General features: G+C 69.7%; 18 protein-coding genes, 1 pseudogene and 1 riboswitch. Of the genes and pseudogenes, 4 read left to right on the top strand and 15 right to left on the bottom strand.

The window, feature by feature from the left end; all coding sequences use genetic code 11:
• Positions 1-32: 32 nt before the first annotated feature.
• From PHLH3_RS18990 to PHLH3_RS18955, 8 genes are all read right to left on the bottom strand, one after another.
• A complete protein-coding gene (locus PHLH3_RS18990) occupies positions 33-2,321 on the bottom strand; it encodes an ATP-dependent DNA helicase (protein WP_213625367.1) in 2,289 nt (762 codons plus the stop codon).
• The gene (locus PHLH3_RS18985) at positions 2,291-3,946 is read right to left on the bottom strand and encodes a VRR-NUC domain-containing protein (RefSeq protein WP_213625366.1); all 1,656 of its coding nucleotides are present in this window, start codon (positions 3,944-3,946) and stop codon (positions 2,291-2,293) included. Before PHLH3_RS18985 ends, PHLH3_RS18990 begins: the two co-directional genes overlap by 31 nt.
• A 274-nt stretch (positions 3,947-4,220) precedes the next feature.
• Positions 4,221-5,099, bottom strand: coding sequence for an RNA polymerase sigma factor SigJ (gene sigJ, locus PHLH3_RS18980; RefSeq protein ID WP_213625365.1), 879 nt, complete (start codon positions 5,097-5,099; stop codon positions 4,221-4,223).
• Positions 5,099-5,530: a carboxymuconolactone decarboxylase family protein gene (locus PHLH3_RS18975; RefSeq protein WP_213625364.1), complete on the bottom strand. Its 432-nt coding sequence runs from the start codon at positions 5,528-5,530 to the stop codon at positions 5,099-5,101. The genes sigJ and PHLH3_RS18975 overlap by 1 nt, the downstream gene beginning before the upstream one ends.
• Before the next feature lie 251 nt (positions 5,531-5,781).
• Complete coding sequence (locus tag PHLH3_RS18970; RefSeq protein ID WP_213625363.1) at positions 5,782-6,804, bottom strand: iron ABC transporter permease; 1,023 nt, start codon at positions 6,802-6,804, stop codon at positions 5,782-5,784.
• Entirely contained in the window at positions 6,801-7,766 is a 966-nt protein-coding gene (locus tag PHLH3_RS18965; protein ID WP_213625362.1) for an ABC transporter substrate-binding protein, read from the bottom strand. Before PHLH3_RS18965 ends, PHLH3_RS18970 begins: the two co-directional genes overlap by 4 nt.
• The gene (locus PHLH3_RS18960) at positions 7,763-8,536 is read right to left on the bottom strand and encodes an ABC transporter ATP-binding protein (protein WP_213625361.1); all 774 of its coding nucleotides are present in this window, start codon (positions 8,534-8,536) and stop codon (positions 7,763-7,765) included. The genes PHLH3_RS18965 and PHLH3_RS18960 overlap by 4 nt, the downstream gene beginning before the upstream one ends.
• 22 nt (positions 8,537-8,558) lie before the next feature.
• Complete coding sequence (locus tag PHLH3_RS18955) at positions 8,559-10,697, bottom strand: TonB-dependent receptor (RefSeq protein ID WP_213625360.1); 2,139 nt, start codon at positions 10,695-10,697, stop codon at positions 8,559-8,561.
• 111 nt (positions 10,698-10,808) lie between these two features.
• Positions 10,809-11,013: riboswitch (cobalamin riboswitch) on the bottom strand.
• A gap of 249 nt (positions 11,014-11,262) precedes the next feature.
• On the opposite strand from PHLH3_RS18955, the gene PHLH3_RS18950 reads away from it, so the two are divergent.
• Positions 11,263-11,706: a PaaI family thioesterase gene (locus tag PHLH3_RS18950; protein WP_213625359.1), complete on the top strand. Its 444-nt coding sequence runs from the start codon at positions 11,263-11,265 to the stop codon at positions 11,704-11,706.
• A 3-nt stretch (positions 11,707-11,709) separates the two neighbouring features.
• On the top strand, positions 11,710-12,738 hold the full coding sequence (locus tag PHLH3_RS18945) for an alcohol dehydrogenase catalytic domain-containing protein (protein WP_213625358.1): 1,029 nt from the start codon (positions 11,710-11,712) through the stop codon (positions 12,736-12,738).
• Here PHLH3_RS18945 and PHLH3_RS18940 read toward each other — a convergent pair whose 3' ends face one another.
• Positions 12,739-13,323, bottom strand: coding sequence for a helix-turn-helix domain-containing protein (locus PHLH3_RS18940; protein ID WP_244862911.1), 585 nt, complete (start codon positions 13,321-13,323; stop codon positions 12,739-12,741). It lies immediately after the preceding gene.
• Between PHLH3_RS18940 and PHLH3_RS18935 the strand changes: the two genes are divergently transcribed.
• On the top strand, positions 13,322-13,927 hold the full coding sequence (locus PHLH3_RS18935; RefSeq protein WP_213625357.1) for a glutathione S-transferase: 606 nt from the start codon (positions 13,322-13,324) through the stop codon (positions 13,925-13,927). The genes PHLH3_RS18940 and PHLH3_RS18935 overlap by 2 nt on opposite strands.
• A gap of 236 nt (positions 13,928-14,163) precedes the next feature.
• On the opposite strand, the gene PHLH3_RS30465 is transcribed toward PHLH3_RS18935, so the two are convergent.
• The 3 genes and pseudogenes from PHLH3_RS30465 to PHLH3_RS18925 all read right to left on the bottom strand — a co-directional run bounded on the left by PHLH3_RS30465 (position 14,164) and on the right by PHLH3_RS18925 (position 19,567).
• Entirely contained in the window at positions 14,164-15,375 is a 1,212-nt protein-coding gene (locus tag PHLH3_RS30465; protein WP_280527461.1) for a Bcr/CflA family efflux MFS transporter, read from the bottom strand.
• Positions 15,376-15,402: 27 nt separating this feature from the next.
• Positions 15,403-18,444, bottom strand: a pseudogene (locus PHLH3_RS18930) (efflux RND transporter permease subunit); the annotation flags it as partial.
• Position 18,445: 1 nt separating this feature from the next.
• On the bottom strand, positions 18,446-19,567 hold the full coding sequence (locus PHLH3_RS18925; protein ID WP_213625355.1) for an efflux RND transporter periplasmic adaptor subunit: 1,122 nt from the start codon (positions 19,565-19,567) through the stop codon (positions 18,446-18,448).
• A 147-nt stretch (positions 19,568-19,714) separates the two neighbouring features.
• On the opposite strand from PHLH3_RS18925, the gene PHLH3_RS18920 reads away from it, so the two are divergent.
• The gene (locus PHLH3_RS18920; RefSeq protein ID WP_213625354.1) at positions 19,715-20,359 is read left to right on the top strand and encodes a class I SAM-dependent methyltransferase; all 645 of its coding nucleotides are present in this window, start codon (positions 19,715-19,717) and stop codon (positions 20,357-20,359) included.
• A gap of 49 nt (positions 20,360-20,408) precedes the next feature.
• On the opposite strand, the gene PHLH3_RS18915 is transcribed toward PHLH3_RS18920, so the two are convergent.
• The 3 genes from PHLH3_RS18915 to PHLH3_RS18905 all read right to left on the bottom strand — a co-directional run bounded on the left by PHLH3_RS18915 (position 20,409) and on the right by PHLH3_RS18905 (position 22,528).
• Positions 20,409-21,062 carry a peroxiredoxin gene (locus PHLH3_RS18915; RefSeq protein ID WP_213625353.1) on the bottom strand — a complete coding sequence of 218 codons (654 nt, stop codon included), beginning with the start codon at positions 21,060-21,062 and terminating at the stop codon, positions 20,409-20,411.
• A 114-nt stretch (positions 21,063-21,176) separates the two neighbouring features.
• Entirely contained in the window at positions 21,177-21,743 is a 567-nt protein-coding gene (locus tag PHLH3_RS18910) for a DUF4291 domain-containing protein (protein WP_213625352.1), read from the bottom strand.
• Positions 21,744-21,820: 77 nt separating this feature from the next.
• Positions 21,821-22,528, bottom strand: coding sequence for a DUF1963 domain-containing protein (locus PHLH3_RS18905; protein ID WP_213625351.1), 708 nt, complete (start codon positions 22,526-22,528; stop codon positions 21,821-21,823).
• Positions 22,529-22,621: the final 93 nt, after the last annotated feature.

Raw genomic sequence — 22,621 nt, 5'->3', positions numbered from 1 at the left:
CGGGGGGCGACCCGGGGCAGGGGCAACCCTGTTCAGTCCATTTCCACCTGCCACCAGGCAGGCAGCAGGCGGCGGATCTCGGGTTGGGCGAAGCGGTCGTCCATCAGGTGCACCACGCCGCGGTCGCCCTGGGTGCGGATCACCCGCCCGGCGGCCTGCACCACCTTCTGCAGCCCGGGGTAGAGGTAGGTGTAGTCGTAGCCGGCCTGGAAGATCGCGGCCATGCGCTGCTTCAACTGCTCGTTCACCGGGTTCACCTGGGGCAGGCCGAGGGTGGCGATGAACGCACCGATCAGGCGCTCGCCCGGCAGGTCGATGCCTTCGCCGAAGGCGCCGCCGAGCACCGCGAAGCCGATGCCGCGGCCGCCCTCGGCGAAGCGTTCGAGGAAGGCCGTGCGCGCGCCTTCGTCCATGCTCCGCGACTGGCTCCAGGCGGGGATGAAGGGGTGGCGTTCGGCGAACAGCGCCGCCACCTGCTCCAGGTACTGGTAGCTGCTGAAGAAGGCCAGGTAGTTGCCCGGGCGCTCGTGGTACTGGTCGGCCATCAGCTCGACGATGGGTTCCAGGGATTGCGTGCGGTGCTGGTAGCGGGTGGAGAGGTGCCGTGCCACGCGCACCTGCAATTGCTCGGCGGCGAAGGGCGACTGCACCTCCAGCCAGGGCGTGCTGGCCGGCACCCCCAGCAGGTCGGCGTAGTAGCGGCGCGGGTTGAGGGTGGCGGAGAACAGCACGGTGGAACGGCTGCCGGCCAGGCGCGGGCCGAGGAAGGGCGCCGGCACCAGGTTGCGCAGGCACAGGGTGGAGCGGCTGCTCTTGCCGGCCTGGTACTTGTTCAGGTCGAACAGCGAATGGCGGTCGAACAGCTCGGCCATGCGGGCGAAATGCATGGCATCGAAATAGAACGCCATCAGCTCCGGGTCCAGCGGTGCGCCGGGCTGCTCGGCGAGGTGGTCGGTGATGGCGGTGACCGCGTTCTGCAGCGCTCCGAGCAGTTTCTGCGGCGGCTCGTCGTAGGCCTGGTAATCCACCCGCTGGGCCTTGTTCAGTTCGCTCCAGCTGCGCTGCACACGCTCCAGCGGCTTCTTCAACGCCGGCGGCACGCTCTTGCACAGGGCCTTCAGCGCGCCCTGGCGCAGTTCGGCGGAGTACATGGCGCGCGCCCGCTCCACCAGGTTGTGGGCCTCGTCCACCAATACGCCGACGCGCCACTGGTTGGCCTGGGTGAGGCCGAAGAGCAGGGCGCCGAGGTCGAAGTAGTAGTTGTAGTCGCCCACCACCAGGTCGCTCCAGCGCGCCATCTCCTGGCCCAGGTAGTAGGGGCAGACCCCGTGCGCCAGGGCCACTTCGCGCAGGGCGGCGCGGTCCAGCCATCGGCGTTCGGCAGCGGCTTGGCGCGCGGCCGGCAGGCGATCGTAGAAGCCCCGCGCCAACGGGCAGGCTTCGCCATGGCAGGCGCTGCCGGGGTGCTCGCAGGCCTTGTCGCGGGCGGTGAGCTCGAGCACCCGCAGGGGCAGCTCGTCGACGCTGTCGCGCAGGGTCGCCAGGCTGTGCAGGGCCAGCTGGCGCCCCGGAGTCTTGGCGGCGAGGAAGAAGATGCGCTCCAGGCGCTCGCCGCCCAGGGCCTTGAGCTGGGGGAACAGGGTGGCCAGGGTCTTGCCGATGCCGGTGGGGGCCTGGGCCAGCAGGCAGCAGCCGGTGCTGGCGGCCTTGTACACCGCCTCGGCCAGTTCACGCTGGCCGCTGCGGAAGGTGGCGTGGGGGAAGCGCAACGCCTGCAGCGCCGTGTTGCGCACGCCCTGGTGGGCCAGCTCCGCCTCGGCCCAGGCGATGAAGGCCAGGCACTGCGCCTCGAAGAACAGCTGCAGCTCGGCGGCGCTGGCGCGCTCGGTGAACAGGGTTTCCTTCTGGCTGCCGACATCGAAATACACCAGGGCCAGTTCCACCTCGTCCAGGCCCCGCTCCTGGCACAGCAGCCAGCCGTAGACGCGCACCTGGGCCCAGTGCAGCTGGCGGTGGTTGGCCGGCTGGCGGGCCAGGTCGCCGCGGTGGGTCTTCACCTCTTCCAGGCGGTTGCGCGCGGGGTCGTAGCCGTCGGCGCGGCCGCGCACCCTGAGGGTGCGGAACTCGCCCGCCAGCGCCACCTCGCTCTGGTAGCCCTCGCCCCGGCGCGCGGCCACCAGGGCGTGGCCGGCCATGCCCTCCAGGGCGGTGGGGGCGGGGGTGAAGCGCAGGTCCAGGTCGCCGCACTTGGCGGTGAATTCGCAGAGCGCGCGCACGGCCACCTGGTAGCTCACGCGAGGGCGACCTCGGTTTCGGCCCATTGCACGTAGCAGACGGTCACCGGCATGCCGTGCGCGGCGCAGAAGTCCAGCCAGCGCAGCTGGTTGTCCTGCAGGCGGTCGCCGGGGCCCTTCACCTCGATCATCTGGTAGCGCCGTTCCCGGGGCCAGAAGCGGATCAGGTCCGGCAGCCCGGCACGGTTGGTCTTGATGTCGGCCAGCAGGCGCTGGAACCACAGCTTCAGGTGCGCGGCGGGCAGGCACGCCAGCGCCTGCTCCAGCAGCGCCTCGTCGAGCACGCCCCAGTAGACGAAGGGCGACTGCAGGCCGTACTTGGCGGCGTGGTTGCGGCGGATGGTGGCCTGCCAGGCATCGCTGTCCAGCTGCGCCAGGCAGGCGGCGAAGGCCTCGCTGCGGCGCGCCTGGAAGTCGGCGGCGAGCAGGTCCGCCGGGGCGGCGTGGAAGGGGTGGAAGAAGGCGCCCGGCACCGGCAGGAAGATCGCTTCCCAGCAGAGCAGGCCGAACAGCGAGTTGACCAGGGTGTTCTCGACGTAGTGCACCGGGCCCGGTTCATCCGCCAGGTGCCGGGCGACGCTGTGCTCCACCGAGACGAAGTCGTCGCCCCTGGGCAGGCGCAGGTCCAGGCGCGTCACCGGCGTGGGTGCGCGCGGCGCTGGCTTGGGCAGGCCCAGCCTGCGTCGCAGGCGCGGCAGGATGCGCGTGAGGTGCTGCTGCTCCTCGTCACTGTGCACGCCGGCCGCCAGTTCCAGGGCGAGGCGATGGGCGTCTTCGAAGGCGGCGATCTTCTCCAGCACGCGGATGCGGCGGATACGCGCGCCGGGGTCGCTGCAGCCGGCATAGATCTCCAGCGCCAGGTCCATTTCGCCGTGGCGCTCGCAATGCTGGCCGAGCTGGAACAGCAGGCGCGCGCGGCGCCCTTGCAGCCAGGGGTTGTCGTTGGCCGGCGGAATGCTCGCCAGCACCTCTGCGGGTTCCTCGCCGGCTTCGAAGCGCTCGCGGCACTGGTAGAGGTGCAGGTACAGCTCGATATCGGCGCGGTGGCGGAAGCCCCGGGAGGCGGCATCCAGCTCCACCTTCTCGTACTGGTAGATGCCCAGGTCCGCGAGGACGAACTCGGACCAGTCCTGGGCCAGGTTGCCGAAGAACATCAGCCGCAGCCGGTCGCACAGGGCCATGAGCTGCAAGGCATGGACGCGCTCCTCCAGCCCCGGGCACCAGGCGTCCAGCGGCTGCGCCTCGGGGTGCAGGGGTTGCAGCAGGGCGAGCTGGTCGGCCTTGCGCGCACCGGCCCGGCCGAGCTGGGCGCCGAAGCAGGCGGCGATCTCCGGCTTGCGCAGCAGGGCGAAGAGTTGCGCAAGCGTCAGCTGCGGTGCCGGGTCCACCCAGCCCAGCGCCACCAGTGGCTGCAGGGCCTCGCGGGTGGGGCCGATCTCGGCGTAAGCCAGCTTGCTTTCGCGAAACAGCGTGCCCTTGCGCATCACCATGCGCACCAGCAGCGCGCGGGAGGCCTTGGGCAGGCCGGCGAAGGCCGCGATGAAGCCCCGCTCCTCATTGTCCAGCAGGTCGTCATAGCGCGCGCCGATCCAGTCGAGCACGGCCTGGAAGTTGTTCAGGTAGTAGAAGGGATCGTCGAGGGCGCTGGGCATGGCGGAACGGCTTGGGCGAATGGCTGGCTATTTATACAGCTATCGATGTGGCGGCCCAAGGGGATTTCGATCAGCGGAGCGGGTCGGGCACGCCGCTTTTTCGTGGGAGCGGTTTCAACCGCGATGACCCGGCACGGGGACCGCAGGAGCGAGCTCTGCTCGCGAACTCCATGCCGGGCGGCGCTACGCACCGCTGGGCGACTGAAGTCGCCCCTACAGGGGCGGGGAGCTCCAGGCCGTGGAGCATCGCGAATGAATTCGCTCCCACGGTGCATCAGCCGAGCGCGAGCCCGGCCAGCTTGTCCGGGTTGCGCACGATGAAGATGTGCCGCAAGGCGCCTTCCTCGTCATAGCCGAAGGAAATGCCCGCGACCGGGGTGTCGCCCTGGCCGAGGAGGAAGCCACGGGTGCCGTTGATCTCGGTGGCGTGCCAGCTGAAGCCGCTCCAGTAGTTGCGCAGCGACTGCTCGATGAAGCCCAGCACCGCCTCGCGCCCATGCAGGGTCTCGCGCAGGGTGGGCACCTTGCCGCCGCCATCGGCGCGCAGCTCCACCTCGGCGCCCAGCAGGCCGGCCAGGGCGCGGCTGTCGCCGCCCTCGATGGCATCGCGAAAGGCGGTGAGCAGTTGCTCCTGGCGAGCCACCGGGGTGACGTGGCGTACCCGCGCGTCCTCGACGTTGCTGCGCGCCCGCGACACCAGCTTGCGACAGGCGGACTCCTGCATCGCCAGGATGTCGGCGATCTCGGAATAGGGGCGCTCGAAGATGTCGTGCAACAGGTAGGCGGCACGCTCCTTCGGAGCGAGGCGCTCCAGCACCAGCAGGAAGGCAGTCTGCAGCGAGGCGGCCAGGATCATGCCCTCGTCGGGGCCGTCTTCCGCCAGGCCGTGGATGGGCTCCGGCAGCCAGGAGCCGACGTACTCCACCCGTGTGCGCCGGGCCGAGCGCAGCAGGTCGATGCAGCGGCGCGTGCACAGGGTGGTCAGCCAGGCGGCCGGGTTGTCGAGGCCGGCGAGGTCGGCCTCCTGCCACTTCAGCCAGCAGTCCTGCAACGCATCCTCGGCGTCGGCACGCGATCCGAGGATGCGATAGGCCAGCCCGAGCAGGCGCGGGCGGTTCTGCTGGAAGAGTTCGAGGCGGGCTCGGGTCTGCATCAATGCTTCGATACCTGGATACGGTTCCACAGGTTGATCATCGCCACCTGGGTGGTCAACGCGCTGATCTGCGTTTCGTCGAAGTGGTCGCGCAATGCCTGGCGCAGGTCGGCGTAGTCGCGCTCGTCGTCGATGCGGGTCAGCGCCTCGGTCCAGGCCAGGGCGGCCTTCTCGGCGGCACTGAAGTCCCCCGAATGGCGCCACACCACCAGGCGGTCCAGGCGCTCGCTGGTCTCGCCGCCTTCGCGGGCCTCGCGGGTGTGCATGCGCACGCAGAAGGCGCAGCCGTTGAGCTGCGAGGCGCGCAGGTGGACCAGGTGCACCAGGGCACGCGGCAGGCCGAGCTTGTCCAGCTCGGCATGGACGCTGCCCAGCACGGCCAGTACCTGGGGGATTTCCTGTTCGTAACGCACGGCGCGGGTATCGCTCATCTTTCGGTCTCCGTCATGGGGCCGGAGTGGCCCCTTTGATGACTCGACGGATCAGCCTGTGGGGTTGTGACGTGAGGGAGAAAATAATTTTTGCGGGGGAGGTGGGCGGCAGCCTGGCGGGATGCTGGGCGAATGAATTCGCCCCTACAGGGACGAGGCGCGCCTCAGCTTTTCGGTACGTCAGGCGGCACCTCGTAGGATGGCGTAGAGCGAAGCGAAACCCATCGTGGGACCTTTCCGGTGAATCCTCTTCAACGCCGCCGCAGCAGGCCGACGAAGAACAGTCCGCCGATGGCGGCGGTGGCGATGCCGATGGGCAGGTCCTCGGGGGCGACCAGGGTGCGTGCGGCGACGTCGACCCAGACCAGGAACAGCGCGCCGAGCAGGGCGGCCACCGGCAGCAGGCGGCGGTGTTCGGCGCCCACCAGGCGGCGCGCCAGGTGCGGCAGCATCAGGCCGACGAAGCCGATGGCACCGCTCAGGGCCACCAGCACGCCGGTGAGCAGCGAGGCGCAGAGGAACACCTGCAGGCGTACCCGGCGGGCGCTGAAGCCCAGGCTGATGGCGGTCTGCTCGCCGGCCATCAGCGCGTTCAGCCCCCGCGCCTGGGCGAGCAGGGCGACCAGGCCCAGCACCAGGCACAACGCCGGCGGCCAGAGCAGCTCCCAGCGTGCGGCACCGAGCCCGCCGAGCATCCAGAACACCACCGAGCTGGCGGCGTGGTGGTCGCCGAGGAACAGCAGCAGGTTGACCAGCGCCATGCACACGAAGGACACGGCGACCCCCGCCAGCAGCAGGCGATCGCTTTCCAGGCGGCCGTGGCGACTGGCGATGGCCAGCACCAGCAGCATGCTGCCCAGGGCGCCGACGAAGGCGGCCAGGGGCAGGCTGAGCACACCGATGAATTCGCCCAGGTAGAGCAGCACCAGCACCGCGCCCAGGGCCGCGCCGGAGCTGACCCCGAGCAGGTGCGGGTCGGCCAGCGGGTTGCGCGTGGCCGCCTGCAGTGCGCCACCCACCAGGGCCAGGCCGGCACCGACCAGCGCACCGAGCAGCACCCGGGGCGCGCGGATCAGCCAGACAATGTGTTCCTGGCCACGGCTCCACTCGCCCACGCCGCCCAGGCCCAGGCGCTCGGCGAGGATGCCCCAGACTGCGCCCTGGGGCACCGAGGCGGGGCCGAAGCCCAGGGCGGCGATGCAGGAGACCAGCAGCGCCGCGCCCAGGCCGAGCAGCAGCAGGCGGTAGGCGCCGGGCGTGCGCAGCGGGCTCATGGCGCCGTCCCGGTGAAGCGTTCGGGGTGCAGGCCCGCGGCCAGGGTCTCGATGGCCTCGATGTTCTCCACCGAAGGGGTGACGGCGAGGTAGGGCAGGACCACGAAGCGCTGCTCGCGGATCGCCTCGACCGATTGCAGGGCCGGGTGGGCGAGGAGGAAGTCGCGCTTCTGCTGCCAGCTGCGCTCGCCGTAGTCGACGATGAGGATCACCTGCGGGTCGCGCTCGACCACGGTTTCCCAGTTGACCTGGGTCCAGCTGGCGGCCAGGTCGTCCATCAGGTTGCGCCCGCCGGCGGCGTTGATGATCGCTTGCGGCATGCCCAGGCGGCCCGATGTGAAGGGGCGGTCCTCGCCGCTGTCGTAGAGAAATACCCGGGGTGCCTCGCCACCGTCCTCCAGGCGCCTGGCCACCTCGGCCTGGCGCGTGCGCAGGTCGGTTACCAGGGCGCTGGCGAGGGCTTCGACGTCGAAGATGCGACCGAGGTTGTCGAGGTCGCGGTAGAGGTCTTCCAGGCTCGCCGCCTCGCGGGGCATCACGTGGGCGCAGGATTCGCTCAGCTCGTACACCGGGATGCCCAGGGGCGCGAGGGTGGCCGGGGTGACCTCGCCACCCACGCGCATGCCGTAGTTCCAGCCGGCGAAGAAGAAGTCGGCGTCGACGTCGAGCAGCGTTTCGATGGAGGGGTATTTGCGCGCCAGCTCCGGCAGGTCGCCCAGGGCGGCCATCAACCGGGCATCCGGGGTCTTCCAGCCGCTGATGCCGCTGTAGCCGACCATGCGCGATTGCAGGCCGAGGGCGACCATCATGCCGGTGAGGTTGATGTCCTGGCTCACCGCCCGCTGCGGCGCGCGCTCGAACACCACCTGGCGGTCGCAGCTGGTGACGCGCAGCGGGTAGTCGGTGGCCTGGGCGATGGGCGCCAGGAGGAGGGGGAGCAGGGCGATCGATGAAGGCTTCATGGGCTGATCCAGGTGATGCGCGGGTGGTCGGCGAGGGGGTGGCGGTCCACCAGCGCGTGCACGCCGAACACCTGCTGCAGCAGGTCGGCGGTGAGCACGTCGGTGGGCGTGCCGCTGGCCACCACGCGGCCTTGGTCGAGGACGTAGAGGCGGTCGCAGAAGGCCGCCGCCAGGTTGAGGTCGTGGAAGCTGGCCAGGGTGCTCAGGCGCAGGCGCCGCAGCTGGTGCAGCAGCTCCAGCTGGTAGCGCGGGTCGAGGTGGTTGGTGGGTTCGTCGAGCAGCAGCAGGCCGGGTCGCTGTGCCAGGGCGCGGGCCAGGAGCACGCGCTGCTTCTCGCCGCCGGAGAGGCGGGCGAAGGGGTGCGCGTGGAAGTCGCCCATGCCAACGCTGGCCAGCGCCTGGGCGACCATCGCGGCATCCTCGGCGTCATCGCCGTCGAACAGGCCCTTGTGCGGCGAACGGCCCATTGCGACCACCTCGGCCACGGCGAGGCCGAAGTCCTGGGGGAATTCCTGCAGCACCACGGCGATGCGTTGTGCGCTCCAGCGCGGGCTGCGCTGCCAGAGGTCCTCGCCGTCCAGCGCCACCCAGCCGGAGGCCGGGCGTTCGGCGCGGTAGGCGCAGCGCAGCAGGCTGGTCTTGCCGCTGCCGTTGGGTCCGATGAGGCCGACGAACTCGCCCTCGCGCACCTGCAGGTCGATGCCCTGCAGGCGCCAGTGCGAGCGGACATCGGGTGCCCAGGCGAGGTCGCTGATGTTCAGTGAGGGCATGCCGGGCACTCCTTTCGCCGGGTCAGAAGCTGTAGTCGGCGGTGACGAAGAACGAACGCGGCTGGCCCAGCAGCCACTGCTGGCCGCCGTTCTGCTGGGTGACGGCGTAGCGGCGGTCCAGCAGGTTGTTCAGCTCCAGCCCCAGGCGTGTATCGGGCAGCACCTGACAGCCGAGGTTGGCGTCGAGCACGGTGTAGCCGGGCACCTTCACGGTGTTGGCGGCGTCGGCGTAACGGGCGTCGACGTAGCGCGCGCCGAGGCCGGCGTCCAGGTCATGGCCGAGCGCCTTGCTGACCCAGAGGTTGGCGGTGCGCCGTGGCACGTCGGTGGGGCGGTTGCCGGACCGGGAGACGAGCTGGCCGCCGACGGATTCGTTGAAGTCGTCGTATTCCGCGCGCAGCAGCGAGGCGTTGGCCGAGACGTGCCAGCCCTGTTCCAGGGCCAGTTCCAGGGTCGCTTCCAGGCCGTCGGAGGACTGCTGGCCGATCTGCTGGGTGGGGCGGGTCACCGATTCACGGGAGAGCAGCTTCTTCTTGACGATGTGGTAGGCGGCCAGGGTCCATTCGCCGCGCCCGTCCCAGAACTGCTGCTTGAGGCCGAACTCGGTCTGCTTCGACTCGGTCAGGTCCATCTGCTGCTGGGTGGGGCTGAGGGTGATGAGGTTGCTGACGCCGTCCTCGCTGGTGGAGTACTGGCCGTAGAAGGACAGCTGCGGGGTGGCGGCGAACACCAGGCCGGCGCGCCAGTTGCCGCCCTGGATGCTGCGGTCGCTGCGGCTGTTGGCACGCAGGTCGGTGCGGTCGATGTGGTTCTGGTCGCGGCGCAGGCCGGTGACCACGGACCAGCGCTCGCCGAGCTGGGTGCGGTTCTCGGCGAACAGCGCGGCGGTGCGGGTTTCGCTGCGCGAGTGCGGGCGGTAGGCCGAGGCGCTCTGGTAGTAGCCGGGGGCCGGGTTCCACGGGTCGACATAGTCGCCGCCGATGTCGGTGTAGGGCGAGTTGTTCAGCAGGTCGAAGCGGATGCGGTTGAACTCGCCGCCCACCAGGGTGCGGCTGTCGAGGCCGAACAACGAGTGGTCGAAGGTGAAGGTCTGGCGGTCGCCGATCTGCTCCTGCTCATGCTTGATGCGCAGCTGCTCGGCACGCTCCAGCTGGCCCCGGCCGGCGTCCCAGGTGTAGGCCTCGGCGTTGCGCCAGTAGCGGCGGCTCTTGATGTGGTAGAGCTGGTTGCTGGCGCTGAAGCCTTCGCTGGGCATCCAGTCGGTGATGAGCCGGGTCCACTGGTCGTTGTAGTGCAACTCGGCGTTGTGCAGGTTGTAGTTCTTGTCTTTCAGGCTGCCTTGCAGGTGGCCGTCGATCAGCGGAGTGCCGAAATAGTTCATCGGCTGCAGGTCGCCCTGGTCGTGGGCCAGGGTGAAGGCCAGGGCATCGCTGGCCTGCCAGCGCAGGGCGGCGCTGAGGCCAAGGTTCTTCGAGTCGCCCCGGTCGATCCAGCCGTGGCTGGTCTCGCGGTTGAGGTTGAGGCGGTAGCTGAGGGTGTCGGTGAGCGAGCCGCCGCTGTCCAGGGCCATCTGCTGGCGGTCGTCGGAGCCATAGCCCAGGCGCAGGCGGTTGCGGATCTCGCCGTCGAAGGGCTTCTTCGGCACCACGTTGATCACCGCGCCGGTGGCGCCTTCGCCGTAGAGCACCGAGGCCGGGCCACGGATCACGTCGATGCGCTCGACCATCCACGGGTCGGTGGGGAAGGTGGTGGTGCCCATGCCGGTGTAGAAGCGCGTGCCGTCGTACAGCTGCATCACCGAGGCGTGGCCGGTGAAGCCCCGGGCCGAGAGGGCGGTGCCGCCGTTGCCGGGAGTGCCGATGTGGGTGATGCCGGGGCTACGGGTCACGGCGTCCTGCACGGTGGCGTTGTTGCGTGCGCGCACCTCTTCGCCGCTGACGGCGCTGGTGCTGGCCGGGGTTTCCAGGGCGGAGAGGCCCAGGCGCGAGCCGGCGGGCACGGGCGTGTCGAGGCGGATGGCGGTGTCGTCCGCCTGGCCGGTGACGGCGGTGGCAGGTAGCGCCAGGGGGCCGTCTTCGGCGTGCAGGGAGAAGGAAATGGACAGCGCGAGCAGGCCGAGGGCGGCGCTCGCCGGAGCGTTGGAGCTGAAGGTACGGGACATGTCGTTCCTATCACGTCAGGAATGAATGGAGCCCGGAGGGAATGCAAAGGCGCGCGCGGGCGCATGCATGCACCCGTGCGAGAAACCGGCCCGTGCCCGCCCACCGCGGGTTTGCCTATCGATGCTCCAGGCCGGTCTCCGGGCTTGCGAGGATCACGCCGCATCCGCCTTCCCATGCCGTGGGCACAGTGGCGTATCGAATGCAGCGCTCGCTTACCGTTGCGGGGGCAGCGCCGGACTGGTCCTGATGGACGCACCGGCTTCCCGTTTCACCCCACGCACGACGGCGTGGGACACCTGGAACGGCGGGCATATGACCATCCGCGCGCCCGGGCGTCAACGCCGAAATGGTGCGCGGGATGGCGCAAACCCCCATTCCAGAGCCGTAGCGGTGTTGCCGGAATGCCTTCTTGTTTGTCATATCAACATTGTTGATTTGAGATTCTGCGCTCACGTATCGTCCGTCCACGGGCTGCAGGGCGATTCCCTCGCGCTGGCCCGGTGGGGGCTGCCTGCCATCCCCCCGAAACCGCTCGCCGACCCCGGCAGAGCCAGGAGCCCCGAGATGACCGATACCCCCAACAGAACCCCTCCCTCCGGCCTGCAGATCCTCCAGGCGGTGATCGCCGGCAGGCTGCCCGCACCTGCCATCGGCGAGACCATGGGGATGATGGCGGTGGACGTGGAGCCCGGGCGCATCTTCATCGAGGCGCGGCCCGATGTGCGCCACCTCAACCCGGCCAGGACAGTGCATGGCGGCTTCACCGCCACCTGCCTGGACGGTGCCGCCGGCCTCGCGCTGTTCTCCACCCTGCCGGGCGATGCGCAGTACGCGACGGTGGACCTTGGGGTGAAGTACCTGCGCCCGCTCAAGGCTGGCGAGCTCTACCGCGTCGAGGGTTGGGTGGTGGAGCGCACCCGCAGCCTGGCGATCTGCGATGCGCACGTGGTCGACGCCAGCGGCAAGCTCTGCGCCCGTGCCACTACTACCTTCAGCGTGAGGGACTGAGCCATGCGCGAACTCATCGTCAAAGGGGCGGGACGCCTCGCCTGGGAGGACGCGCCGTCGCCCGTGCTGGATTCGCCGCTGGCGGCGCTGGTGCGGCCCATCGCCTCGGCCTCCTGCGACCTCGACCGGCGCCTGATCGCCGGCCTCACGCCGTTCAAGCCGCCCTTCGCCCTGGGCCACGAGTGCGTGGCGGAGGTGCTGGAAGTGGGCGCACAGGTGGGCACGGTCAAGCGTGGCGACCTGGTCTCGGTGCCCTGGAAGATCGCCTGTGGCATCTGCCGCCAGTGCCTGGCGGGGCGCAGCACGGCCTGCACCGGTGTCGCCCGGCATGCGGCCTATGGCGTGCCGGCGGGCGGGCACTGGGGCGGGCTGTTCTCCGAGGTGGTGCGGGTGCCTTTCGCCGACGCCATGCTGGTGCCGCTGCCCCCGGGGCTGGACCCGGTGGCCGTGGCCAGCGCCAGCGACAACCTCACCGATGCCTGGGTGGCCGCCAGCCGCCCGCTGGCGACACGGGAGGAGGCGAAGGTGCTGGTGGTGGGCGGCACCGAGAGCCTCGGCATCCTCGCGGTGCAGATGGCCCGCGCCGCCGGTGCGGCCGAGGTGGATTACCTGGATGGCGACGGTTACCGCGACGAGCTGGCCGTGCGCAGCGGCGCGACCCTGCGCAACGGCGCCGATGGCGCGCTGAACGAGCGCTACGACCTGGTGGTGTCCGCCACCCGCGACCCGCAGGCGCTGCGTACCGGCCTGCTGGCGCTGGCGCCGGGCGGGCATTGCTCGTGCATCGGCATCATCTTCGAGGACCCGGCCATCCCGCTGTTCGGCATGTACATGCGCGACGTCACCCTGTCGGTCGGCGCCTGCAGCGTGCGCCCGCACATCCCCAGGGTGCTGGAACTGGTGGAGCAGGGGCATTGCGACCCGATGCTGGTGAGCCCCAGCGTGGTGCCCTGGGAAGAGGCCACCGAGGCATTGATCCGGCCGCTGGCCAAGTGCATCGTGGTGCGCGAACGCATCACCACGGCGGGTTGATCAGTCGAGGCGGGCGGCCAGGGACTGCATGACCGAGTGCCAGGCGACCCGGCCATCGGCGTCGGTGGTGTCCAGCGCGGCGCGGATGACCCGGCGCTCCAGGTCGGTGGCGCGGTGTTCCACGTCATGGCCTGCCGTGCTGAGCAAGAGGCGCTTGTAGCGGTGCTGTTCCGGGTCGCGCTGCTGGGTCACCAGGGCGCGTTCCAGGAGGTGGGTCAGCGGGCGGTGCAGCGCCTGCTTGCTGACGCCGAGGAGGGCGGCCAGTTCGCCGACGTTGATGCCTTCGACGCGGCGGATGGCGTAGAGGATGCGGTGGTGGACGCGCGACAGGCCGAGGGTTTCCAGGTAGGCGTCGGCGTCCACGGTGAGACCGCGGAAGCCGAAGTGCAGCAACTCCAGCGCGACATCCAGGTCGTCCAGGCGTCTGATGTCGGCGGAGTCCAGTTTGATTTTCCTGTCGATGACCATGGGCAGCTCCCGGGCGCGATGGGCGGGGATGCTACCGGCGCCGCCGGTGGGGGTCCAGTTGCAGGAACAGCGGGCGCCGGCATTGGGCCGGCCCGCGAACAGGAGCATTGAAGACATGAAACTGATCTACGCAGGGGCGTCCCCCTTCGCTCGCAAGGTCCGGGTGCTGGCGCTGGAAGCCGGCCTGGCGGCAGGCATCGAGATGCTCGACACCGCCGTGTTGCCGATCAAGGAGAACGCCGAGGTCAACCGCGCCAACCCGCTGGGCAAGATCCCGGTGCTGATCACCGCCGAGGGCGAGGCGCTGTTCGACAGCCGCGTCATCTGCGAATACCTCGATGCCCTGCAGAGCGGCGACGCCTTCTTCCCCCACGGCGCCGAGCGCTGGACCTGCCTGACCCGCGCGGCCCTGGCCGACGGCCTGATGGATGCCGCGCTGCTGGTGCGCTACGAGGGCGCCATCCGCCCCGAGGCGCTGCAGTGGCAGGACTGGAAGGACGGCCAGCTGGGCAAGATCCACCGCGCGCTGGATGCCCTGGAAGCCGTCGCCGACCAGCTCCACGGCCCGCTGGACATCGCCCAGATCGCCGTGGGGTGTGCACTCGGCTACCTCGACTTCCGCCTCTCCCACCTTGGCTGGCGCCAGGGCCATCCGGGGCTGGAGCGCTTCTTCGCCGCCTTCTCCGAGCGCGAGTCGATGAAGGCGACGGTACCGGCCTGATACCGCCGCGTTGGGCCTCGCTGCGCTCGGCGCCAACCTACGGCGCGGCCTCAACCCGAGTGCCTTGGCTCACCGCTGCGTAGGGTGGATGGCGCTCCATCATCCACCAGCGGAGTCACATGGAAGCCCGTAACCCTGGTAGGTCGAGTGCAATCCGGCGATGTCCGATCGCGAATGAATTCGCTCCCACGGTCTTGATGCTTCCCGCAGGAGCGAGCTCTGCTCGCGAATCGCCCTCAGTCCGTCGCCAGTGCCACGGCGCGCGCCTGGTGCGCACGGGCCAGGCGGAACAGGCCGAAGGCGGCGAGGGCGAAGGTGACGTTGAGGCCGATCATCGGCAGCGCGCTGTCGTTCTGCAGGGCGCTGAGCAGCAGGCCCGAGAGCGTGGCGCCGGCCATCTGGGCGAAGCCGATGAAGCCGGCGGCGAGCCCCGCGCGGGTCGGGTTGGGGATCACCGCACCGGCCACCGAGCCGGGCAGCACCATGCCGGCGCCGAGGGTGAGCAGCACCTGCGGCAGCAGCAGCCCCGGCACCGAGGGGCCGGTGGCGAGCAGGATGGCGAGGGTGAGCACGGCGCCGGTGGCCACCAGCGCGGTGCCCACGCCCACCAGGCGCGCCGGGCCCCATTTCAGGATGAGGCGGTTGCTGAGGATGGCCCCGGCGATCAGCCCGGAGACGATGCCGCCGAAGACCAGCCCGTACTGGGTGGGGCTCAGGCCGAGCTGGCCGACGAACACCCGCGAGGAGCCGGCGATCACGCAGAACATGGCGCCATAGGTGCCGGCGATGGCGAAGGAGAAGGCGCGCACTTCGGCGCCCTTGAGCAGGGCGCGGTAGTTGCCGGCGAGGGTGGCGATGCGGCCGGCGAGCGGGTCGCGGGCCTGGTTGCTCTCCCGGTAGAGCAGGGCGCAGGCGAGCAGGGCGAGGATGCCGATGATCACCGTGGCCACCACGACGGCGCGCCATGAGCCGAACCGGGTGGCGATCAGCCCGCCGATGACCGGCGACAGCATGATGGTGCAGAGCATGCCGATCACGGTGAGGGCCATGACCGGGCCGGCCTTCTCGCGCCAGACGTCGCGCACGATGGCCCGTGCCACCACCAGCGCGGCGCAGGCGCCGAGGCCCTGCAGGGCGCGCCCGGCGATGAACTCCGGCATGGAGTGGGCGAAGGCCATCCACAGCGAGGCCAGCACGTAGGTGGCGACCCCCGCGAGCAGCACCGGCTTGCGGCCGATGCGGTCCGACAGCGGGCCGAAGAACAGCTGGCCGACGCCGAAGGTACCGACGAATACCGAAAGCGCCACCAGGGACGAACCGGGGCCGGCCGCCAGGGTGTGCTCGATGGCGGCGAGGCTGGGCAGCAGCATCTGGGTGGAAATCTCGCCCAGGCCGCAGAGGACGATGAGCAGGGTCAGCAACAGGCCGGAGCGTCGGGTGGCGTCCATGGGGGCGTCCTCCTGGGGGCGACGGGGCTTGCGCGAGAGCACCAGGGTGCACAGCGCGGGCAGGAACAGCAGGGTGAGCAGGGTGCCGACCAGCACGCCGCCGATCAGCACGAAGGCCAGGGACGACCAGAACACCGAGAGCGTCAGCGGGATGAAGGCCAGCGCCGCCGCCAGGGCGGTGAGCACCACCGGGCGGGCGCGGCGCACCGTGGCTTCGATGATGGCCTCGCGCACTTCCTGGCCGGCCTCGCGGTTCTGGCGGATCTGGTCGGTGAAGATCAGCGTGTTGCGCATGAGGATGCCGCCGATGCCGATCAGCCCGAGGATGGCGTTGAAGCCGAAGGGCTGGTCGAACAGCAGCAGTGTGGGCACGGCGCCGATCAGGCCCAGCGGTGCGGTGGCGAAGACCATGAACATCACGCCGAAGGAGCGCACCTGGAACATGATCACCACCAGGGTCAGCAGGATCATGATCGGGAACAGCGCGGCCAGGGCCTTGTTGGCCTTGGCGCTTTCCTCCACCGGGCCTGCGATCTCCACCCGGTAGCCTGCGGGCAGTTGCGCCAGCAGCGGCTGCAGGTCGCGCCACACGGCCATTTCCACGTCCGGCGGCTGGGTGCCGTCGACGATGTCGGCGCGCACTTCGAAGGTGATGTCGCGGTCGCGGCGCTTGAGCACCGGGTCCTCCATCACCGCCTGGAAGCGCCCGACCTGTTCCAGTGCCACGGACTGGCCGGCGGCGTTGGTCAGGGTCAGGTCGGCGAGGTTGCCGAGGTTCTCGCGCTGGTCGTCCAGCGCCCGGGCGATGACCAGCACGTTGCGGGTGCCTTCGCGCACTTCGGTGACGTTGTTGCCGGTGAGCAGGGCGTTGACCTGGCTGCGCACCTGGTCAGGGGTGAAGCCGAGCAGGCGCAGGCGGTCCTGGTCCAGCACCAGGCGGTAGGCGCTGGTGCGCTCGCCCCAGTCGAGGAAGCTGTCGCGCGTCAGGGCGTTGGCGGCCACCACCTGGCGCACGTCTTCGGCGATGCCGCGCAGCACGTCGGCATCCGGCCCGGCCACGCGGAACACCACGGGGAAGGGCACCGGCGGGCCGAACAGCAGTTGGGTGACGCGTACCCGCGCCGAGGGGAATTCACCGGCGGCGATGCGCTCGCGCATGCGCGCCTTGAGGGCGTCGCGGTCGTGGGCGCTGGCGGTCTGCACGATCAGCTTGGCGAAGGCCGGGTCCGGCAGCTCCGGGTTCAGCGAGAGGAAGAAGCGCGGTGCGCCGCCGCCGACATAGGCGTCGACCATCTTCGTCTGCGGCTCTTCCAGCAGGGCCTTTTCAACCTGGGCGACCACCGCCTCGGTGGCCTTGAAGGCACTGCCCGGCGGCATGTACACCTCGAGGATCAGCTCGGAGCGGTCGGAGTTGGGGAAGAACTGCTTCTTCACCGCGCCCATGCCCAGCACGCAGAGGACGAAGGCGCCGAGCACCAGGACGGTGACCCGCCAGCGGTGTTCGACGCAGGCGCTGACCAGGCGGCGCAGGCGCGCGTACCAGGGGCCGGCGTAGAGGGCGTCGTGGCCGCCGGCAACCGGGGCGATGCGCGGCAGCATCTTCACTCCCAGGTAGGGCGTGAAGACCACGGCCACCAGCCAGGAGGCGATGAGCGCGAAGCCGACGATCCAGAAGATGTTGCCGGCGTATTCCCCGGCGCCGGAGCGGGCGAAGCCCACCGGCAGGAAGCCGATGATGGTCACCAGGGTGCCGGTGAGCATGGGCGCGGCGGTGGAGCTCCAGGCGAAGGTCGCGGCCTTCATGCGGTCGAAGCCTTCCTCCAGTTTCACCACCATCATCTCGATGGCGATGATGGCGTCGTCCACCAGCAGGCCGAGGGAGAGGATCAGCGCACCGAGGGTGATGCGGTCGAACTCGCGGCCGGTCATGAGCATGATCACGAAGACGATGGACAGCGTCAGCGGTACCGCCGCGGCCACCACCAGGCCGACGCGGAAGCCCAGGGCGAGCAGGCTGATGAGCATCACCACGGCCAGGGCGACGAAGAACTTGAGCATGAACTCGTCCACCGCCAGGCGGATGTTCTTCGCCTGATCGGAGACCTTGTCGACGCTCACGCCCAGGGGCAGGTCGGCGTGGATGCGGTCTTCCTCGGCCTGCAGCGTGCGGTCCAGGTCGAGGCCGTTGAAGTGCGGCTCCATGATCACGCCGAGCATCAGCGCCGGGTCGCCCTGGTGGCGGATGCGGTAGCTGGCCGGGTCTTCGTAGCCGCGGCTGACGGTGGCCACGTCGGCGATGCGCAGCACCTTGCCGCCGGCGGCGATGGGCACGTTCTCGATCAGCGCGAGGGTGTCGAAGGCGCCGTCGATGCGGATGTAGGCACGCGGCCCGGCGGTTTCGACGAAGCCGGCGGGGGAGACGCCGTTCTGCGCGGCCAGGGCGGCGAAGATCTGTTCCGGCTTGATGCCGAGGGTGGCCAGGCGCTGGTAGGAAAATTCGACGAACACGCGCTGGGCCTGCTCGCCGAGGATGTTGACCTTCTTCACCCCCGGCAGTCGCAGGAAGCCCTGGCGCAGGTCCTCGGCCATCTTCACCAGCTCGCGGTGGGGCAGGTCCTTGGCTTCCAGGGCGTAGAGGGCGAAGTAGACATCGGAATACTCGTCATTGAAGAACGGGCCCTGCACGCCGCGTGGCAGGCGGGCGGCCTCGTCGCTGAGCTTCTTGCGGGTCTGGTAGAACAGCTCCTGGATGTCGCCGGGACGGGTGGATTCGAGGAACTGCACCTTCATCGAGACGAAGCCGGGCTGGGCGATGGTTTCCACGCGGTCGTAGAAATCCAGCTCCTGCAGGCGCTTCTCCAGGCGGTCGGCGACCTGTTCCTGCATCTCCCGCGCGGTGGCGCCGGGCCAGGCGGCGGTGACGGTCATGGTCTTGACGGTGAAGGAGGGGTCTTCGGCGCGGCCGAGCTTGCCGAAGGCGAAGACCCCGGAAAGGATCACCGCGATGATCAGGAACAGGGTCACTGCCGGGTTGCGTACGGCGATCTCGGAGAGGTTGAGGCCGCGCATCTCAGCGCACCTCGTCGTTCTGGCGGGCCAGCGCCAGGGCCTGGCCGGGCAGCAGGCGCACCTTGTCGCCTTCGTGCAGCAGGTGCGCGCCTAGGGCGACGATGCGCTGGCCGCTGCTCACGCCGCCTTCCAGCAGGGCGTATTCCTGGCCGAGGCGGGCGACCTTCACCGGGGCGAAGTGCACGCTGTCGTCCTCGCCTATGACCCAGACGCCGCTGCCGACACCCGGGTTGTGCAGGGCGCCGATGGGCACGCGCAGCAACTCGGCCTGCTCGCTCTGCAGGCGCACGGTGATGGTCGAGCCGATGCTGAAGCGCTCGGCCGTGCCGTCGAGGATGTAGCGGGCGCGGTAGGTACGGGTGACCGGGTCGGCGGAGGCGGAGAGCTCGCGCAGGGTGGCCTTGACCGCCTGCTCGCGCGCGTCGAAGGGGTAGGCGAGGGCGCTGTTGCCGGCCAGGGCGCGCTGGGTTTCCGGCAGGTCGATCACCGCTTCGCGGGCGCCGTCGTGGGCCAGGCGGGCGACGATCTGCCCTTCGGCGACGACCTGGCCGCGCTCGGCGCGCACGTCGGTGATGATGCCGTCGCCGTCGGCCTTGAGGGTCGAGTAGCTGCGGCGGTTCTGCACCTGGCTGGCTTCGGAGCTGGCGGCGGCCAGTTCGGCCTCGGCCACGCGCAGGTTGGTGGCGGCCTGGTCGAACACCTGGCGCGACACGGCACCGGTGGTGGACAGGCGGCGGTAGCGGCTTTCGTCGTCACGGGCCTGGCGCAGTTGCGCACGGGCGGCGCTGACGCGGTTGTTGGCGGCGCGCAGGGCCAGGTCGAAGTCCTCGATATCCAGCACCAGCAGGGTGTCGCCCTTGGCCACGCGGGCACCGGGGTCGACGCGGCGTTCGATCACCTTGCCGCCGACGCGAAAGCCCAGGTCGCTTTCGGTGCGCGCCGCCACCACGCCGGTGTAGGCGGCCTCGTGGCGGCTGGTGCTTTCCACCTGCGCGGCCAGGACCGGACGAGGCTGCGGGCCGCTGGCGGCGGCCCGGGTGTCGGCCTGGCTGTTGCAGCCGGCGACGGCCAGCAGCGCTGCCAGCAGGGCCAGGGGGCGGAGGTTCTGCGCGTGTCGGTTCATGGTCCTGCACTCTCGGGGATGCCTTCGATGGTTTAGATGATATTTGTAATATTATTGTTCGCATAGATGTCGTTCGTAATTTAAAAGGGCCGTGAGGCTCCGGGCCGGGACGGGTAGAATCCCCGGTCCTTTCCACGAGACGCCCCGATGCCCCTGCAGCCCGACGAACTCGCCAGCCTCAGCGCCACCACGCTGGACGATTACAACCAGAACGCCGAAGGCTTTCGCGAGAACACCCGCGACCACGATGTGAGCCAGAACATCGAGGCGTTCCTGCGCCATATCCAGGGGGCCGCGCCATTGGCCATCCTCGATTTCGGCTGCGGGCCGGGGCGCGATCTGCGCACCTTCCGCACCCTGGGCCACGAGCCGGTGGGGCTGGACGGTGCCGAGCGCTTCGTCGCGATGGCGCGGGCGGATTCCGGGTGCGAGGTGTGGCAGCAGTCGTTCCTCGACCTGCAACTGCCGGCTGGGCGCTTCGATGGCGTGTTCGCCAATGCCACGCTGTTCCACGTGCCGGGGCAGGAGCTGCCACGGGTGCTGCGCCAGCTGCATGCGACGCTGAAGCCGGGCGGGGTGCTGTTCAGCTCCAACCCGCGCGGGGACAACCAGGAAGGCTGGAGCGGCAACCGCTATGGCGCCTGGCACGACTTCCCGGCCTGGAAGGCCCTGGTGGAGGCGGCGGGTTTCGTGGAGCTGGAGCACTACTACCGCCCGGCGGGCCTGCCGCGGGAGCAGCAGCCCTGGGTAGCGAGTGTGTGGCGCAGGAGCGAGGCGGTGGCCCCGGGCTGAAGCCCGGGCTACGGGTGGGCCGACGGGTGCGGCCCACCGTATGGCGGGCTTACTTGGGTGCGGCGGTGGTGCGCAGGTAGGGCAGCTTGATGTCGATGGCGCCGTACTTCTCGCGGGCCTGGTCGTCGTTCAAAGCGAGGGCGACGATCACGTCCTGGCCCGTGGTCCAGTTGGCCGGGGTGGCCAAGGGCACGTTGTAGGTCAGTTGCAGGGCGTCGAGGGCGCGCAGCACTTCGGCGAAGTTGCGGCCCACCGACATCGGGTAGGTCATGGACAGCTTGAGCTTCTTGTCCGGGCCGATGATGAACACAGAGCGCACGGTGGCGGTGTCGGCGGCGGTGCGGCCATCGGGCAGGTAGGCTTCGGCGGGCAGCATGTCGAAGGCCTTGGACACGGCCAGGGACTCGTCGGCGATGATCGGGAAGCTGGCGTCGGCGCCACAGAAGGCCTCGATGTCGCCTTTCCATTTCTGGTGCGCCTGGACCCCGTCCACCGAGACGCCGATCACCTTGGTGCCGCGCTTGGCCCATTCGGCGGCGAGCTGCGCCACGGCGCCGAACTCGGTGGTGCACACCGGGGTGAAGTCCTTGGGGTGGGAGAAGAGGATGGCCCAGTCGGAGCCTATCCAGTCGTGGAAGCTGATGGCGCCCTGGTCGGTTTCGGCCTTGAAATCGGGGACCAGATCGTTGATGCGCAATGCCATGGGGGTGTCCTCCTGAAGTGGATGGCGGGCAGGTCGAGGGTCAGCGTAGACGGGTTTCACGAAGGCGCTATGCCTTTGCCGCAGGCTGCCGGCCGGGTTGGAGGCGCAGGTGTTTCAAGGGATGTACTCGCGCTCCGCGGGCAGCCTGCGCTGCGCTTCTTGCAGCTCCCCGGCCTGCACCAGGGCGTGGATGTCATGGGCCAGGCCGGTGACCTCGGTGATGCGCCGGATCCATTGGCCGACGTAACGCCGTGAAGCCTCCGGGCCCAGGCCGACCTGGATGGCGCGGTGGGGCTGGGGCTCGAGGTGCAGGTCGCGTTCCGGGTCCCACTGGATGCGCACGGGGGAGGCACTCTTGATGCGCTCCCACTCTTCCTTGCCCTGGCCCGGCTCCGGATGGCTGGGGCAACTGTTGGCCAGGGCCCAGGCGAAACCTTCATGGCTGATGTCGATGGCGAGGATGCGGTTCTGCCCGGCGTCCTTCAGGCCCCAGCCGGCGCGGTACATCATCCAGAGGAAGGAGGGCTTTATCCAGGTCATGCGCTCCAGCTTGAACGGCGGCGAGACGAAGGTGCCGTGGGCCAGCGCGCTGTCGGCGATGGCATCGGAATAGGCCTGGTAGACGCGGATGGTGTCGGCGTCGTAATGGGCCCTGATCTGTTTTTGTGGGATGGCCTGCATGGGGTCCTGCGTTGAGGGGGCTGGGGTGATGGGTTTCGCTGCGCTCTACGCCATCCTACGGGTGTTGGGTGCGCTGCTCAGTAGAAGTCGTAGTAGAGCGCCCACTCGCCGCTGCTGCGGTGCTTCCAGAACATCAGGCTGCCGCTGTCCACGACGTTGAGGTTGATCTTCGCGTCGGAGGAGATCTGGAAGACGAATTCGAAACCGTCCCCCGGCTCGATGCCCGATTGGCAGAAGGAGGGGTAGCCGCCGATCTTGTGGTCGTAGCAGTGGCTGACGATGTCGTAGTAGCTGTCGATCACGCCGCTGCGTTCCAGTTCGAGGATGCGCTCTTCCAGGTCCCCGGGCACGCCGCCGCCGTCCCACAGCGGGTAGTCCTCGTCCAGGCGTTCGGCCTTGAGCGGGAAGGGCTTGATGAAGGAGGCGGGATTGGCCAGTTCCTTGCGCTGCAGCGTTTCGTGGTGACCGTATTCGCGGATGAGCCAGTGGGCGCCCATGGGCTCCAGCGGCTCGCCGAACTCGGCGGAGATGAACAGGGTCAGCACCCGTACGTCCGCCAGCAGCGGGCTGCTGGTGGGCAGGTTGGGCAGGTGGAACTGGGCGAGCGGCAGCATCGCGTCCCCTGCGGCGTCGAGCGGGATGCCTTCGTCGGGGCGGAACAGGAAGACGCGGCCCAGCCAGCTTTCGTCGTCGGCCTGGGTGGGGCGGAAGCCGCCGGCGCCAAAGCGCGTGGCGGGGCGGGCCAACCGGTGGCGGATCGCCTGGATTTCGTCGTTTTCGTGCATCTGTCGTCCCTGACCGCTGGGGAATTTCGCGGCGCCTATTCTGCGGTGGCCCGGGCCGATCCGACTAGGCTTGCTTGCAGGACGAGGATGAGG

Source organism: Pseudomonas sp. Pc102, assembly GCF_018408275.1.
Classification (GTDB): Bacteria; Pseudomonadota; Gammaproteobacteria; order Pseudomonadales; family Pseudomonadaceae; genus Metapseudomonas; species Metapseudomonas tohonis.
This window is presented reverse-complemented; position numbering and strand designations above follow the sequence as displayed.